The sequence below is a fragment of the Enterobacter sp. HMSC16D10 genome (assembly GCF_001807145.1).
GTDB lineage: Bacteria > Pseudomonadota > Gammaproteobacteria > Enterobacterales > Enterobacteriaceae > Enterobacter > Enterobacter roggenkampii.
Genome location: NZ_KV787815.1, coordinates 1 through 2608, shown reverse-complemented (window position 1 = coordinate 2608; position 2608 = coordinate 1). Strand labels below are relative to the sequence as shown.

General features: G+C 55.2%; 3 protein-coding genes and 1 pseudogene. 3 read left to right on the top strand and 1 reads right to left on the bottom strand.

What is annotated here, in order from left to right; all coding sequences use genetic code 11:
• From HMPREF3143_RS00095 to HMPREF3143_RS24485, 3 genes and pseudogenes are all read left to right on the top strand, one after another.
• Positions 1–259 (top strand): annotated as a pseudogene (locus tag HMPREF3143_RS00095) (DsbA family protein); the annotation flags it as partial.
• A gap of 124 nt (positions 260–383) precedes the next feature.
• Entirely contained in the window at positions 384–911 is a 528-nt protein-coding gene (locus HMPREF3143_RS00090; protein WP_225986326.1) for a hypothetical protein, read from the top strand.
• Entirely contained in the window at positions 902–1318 is a 417-nt protein-coding gene (locus tag HMPREF3143_RS24485) for a type II toxin-antitoxin system YafO family toxin (protein ID WP_084832138.1), read from the top strand. The genes HMPREF3143_RS00090 and HMPREF3143_RS24485 overlap by 10 nt, the downstream gene beginning before the upstream one ends.
• Positions 1319–1530: 212 nt before the next feature.
• Here the strand turns inward: HMPREF3143_RS24485 and HMPREF3143_RS00080 are convergent, their stop codons facing one another.
• On the bottom strand, positions 1531–2508 hold the full coding sequence (locus HMPREF3143_RS00080) for a tyrosine-type recombinase/integrase (protein ID WP_013087234.1): 978 nt from the start codon (positions 2506–2508) through the stop codon (positions 1531–1533).
• Between the last annotated feature and the right edge of the window lie 100 nt (positions 2509–2608).

The following is a 2608-nucleotide window of genomic DNA, read 5'->3' as shown; positions in this document are numbered from 1 at the left end:
CCATAATGAAGGCAAACTGACGGCGGAGGATATTCACGGAGCAGCGTCAAAGGCGGGACTGACCACCCCAGCTCCTGGCGACCATACCGCATCCCTGGAGAAAAACAGTAACCTGGCTGAGGCGCTGGGACTCACCGGAACGCCGGGGATCATCGTCATGCCCGTTAGCGGAGCGACTCCTGACACCATCACGGTTTTCCCGGAAGCCGTAACCGCTGAAAGACTCCAGGCAGCAATCCTGAAAGCCACGGCCAGATAGAGGATTTCAATTTCCTGTTTGCTGTGCCAGCCACATATGCAACCAACTTTTTTTAGCATATAGTTAAGTTCAGTAGTAAAATGCAGCGCCTCGTCGAGAGATGATGATTATGGAGTCCGTCGTCGTGAAATTTAAAATCCAGCACTTGCAGGCCGCAGTGGCACTGGTTCTTGCCAGTTTCCAGCCGCAACCCAAAGCGGTTGCGTGTCAGCCTACGATTGTTGAACGGGTTTACGAAATGGGCTCCAGAGTCAACAAAACCGATATCAGCGAGCTCACTGTTGCTCTCAATGACGTAGCTGAAGAATTACGCTCAAGTCGCATTGAGCTGGCCCGGTATGCAGACAGCGATTTCTCCGGCGCTATCAAAGTCGCCAGCGACATCAGAAATCATACTATCCATGTCGCAGGTATCGCAGAGTCCTTTGTTCTGATGTTGCCGGAAAAAAACATCATTCAGTCGTATGACAGGAATTCTGTTGAGTTTGCGTTCTTTAAGGCCATTAAGATGGTCAGTCTTGCGACCAAAAACTACCTTAGTCTGATTGATCAAATCACGCGAACGACAGAAGTGCGTGACTCTGGAATCAACCTCTCGGCCATGAATCACCTGCTGGATTCAGGCGACAGGGCTGCGGCCAAATGGCGTTAACGGCTGAGTACAGTCATGTCACGTGGGATTCGTTTTTCCAGCCCACGTTTGCCGTTTACCCTGAGCTGGAGAGTCAGCTACAGGCAGAGTTCATCACGTATAAATCAACTGGCGCACCGTCGAATCTCCTTGGAAGGGACGCCCCCTTTGATTTCCCGCCATTCGCTGTCGATGCTAACGTCCAGCATATTCACGTTAATCTGCATTTCCAGCTCACCTGGAGTGCCAGACAAGAGAATTACAACCGTACCTCAGATCATTATCTCATTTACACAGAACACATGTGGGATAGCGGCCGCTTTCTGCTGATGGGGCTGATAAAACCGGCTCATGAACGTATGCCAGCGAGAGATACCCGGTTACTCAGCTACTTTTCTGAAGTTGCAGAAGATTTTCACGCTTCATAACCCTCAAAATCACATATGGTACCCGGCGAAAGAACGAAAAGGACCGGCCATCCCGCATATCCAAACCACCCCGGTTCAGAAGGGGAAGCAGGATAACCGGCAGACCTACTTTAACGGAAGTTCCACTGTTGAACCATTCGAGAAAATCGCGCAGCCTGCGAGCATCTTTGCACACTATCTTGTTAACTTATCATCTTGGTATGTTATTAAGTTCATATCAGATCCAGACGGTCACGAGCCGTGCGCAGGCGCGCTTCGCCGCGGCGATCGTACTGCTGGGTGGTGGTGACGCTGGCATGCCCCATGGCATCCTTTACAGTGATTAAGTCCTCGCCGTTATCCAGCATGGAGGTCGCAAAGGTTCGCCTTAAATCGTGCGGTGCGCATTTTGCAATCCCAGCCAGGCGCTGGCGCACCTGCAGGACATGGTACACCGTCTGGTCGGTAAGCCGGTCGTTCGTCAGGGTGTCAAAGCGGCGGATACGGGTGAACAGCGGCCCGTCTTTTTCTCCCCGCACGTCATCGATCCACTTTCTGAGCCGCTGCCAGGTGCCCGCCGGCATATAGGCCAGCCTTTCCTTGTTCCCCTTACCCAGTACCCTGAGCGCCCGCTCATCTGTGACAATGTCACACAAATCGAGCCCCACGGCCTCCGAGCGTCGCAGGCCGCAGCCGAGAATGACACCCAGCATCGCCGCATCGCGCACCCCAATGCTGGAGTCATCGGCCTCGCAAGCACCGAACAGCGCCCGGATCTCCTCCGGCGGCAGGGCCCGGCCGCGCGGAAGACGGCTGCCGCGCAGGTTACGGACCGCCCGGATGTGCTGGAAGCTCTCCACGTCCATCAGCCTGAGCATCCAGGCTTCCTTCGCCACGCCCTTGAGTGCCGAAAGATAGGTGTTGACGGTGGCGGTGGCCCGGCCGGTGTCGCGCAGCAGTTCGGTCACGGCCATCACGTGATGGCGCCGCAGGCTGCCCCAGCTGCAGGACTCCAGGGAGGCAGCTCCGAGCATAACGGCGACGATGTTCAGGAACGAGGCCATGGTCTGCCGGCTGCGGTGGGAATTGAGTGAAAGCAGGTAGGCCCGGGCCGGGCTGACCGGGGCATTCTCACCTGACAGCGCCGGCAGGAATTCCTCACTGGCTGCGGGCAGACTCAGCTCCGGTTCGTCATCGGGAATCAGGATCATGTCGGGCTCCGTCCGGCGCGCTGCGTAAAAAATCGGGGGCAAACTTACTGTCAGAGCGTACCGCAGAAAGTCTACTTTTTCAAAGATACATTTTAATAAG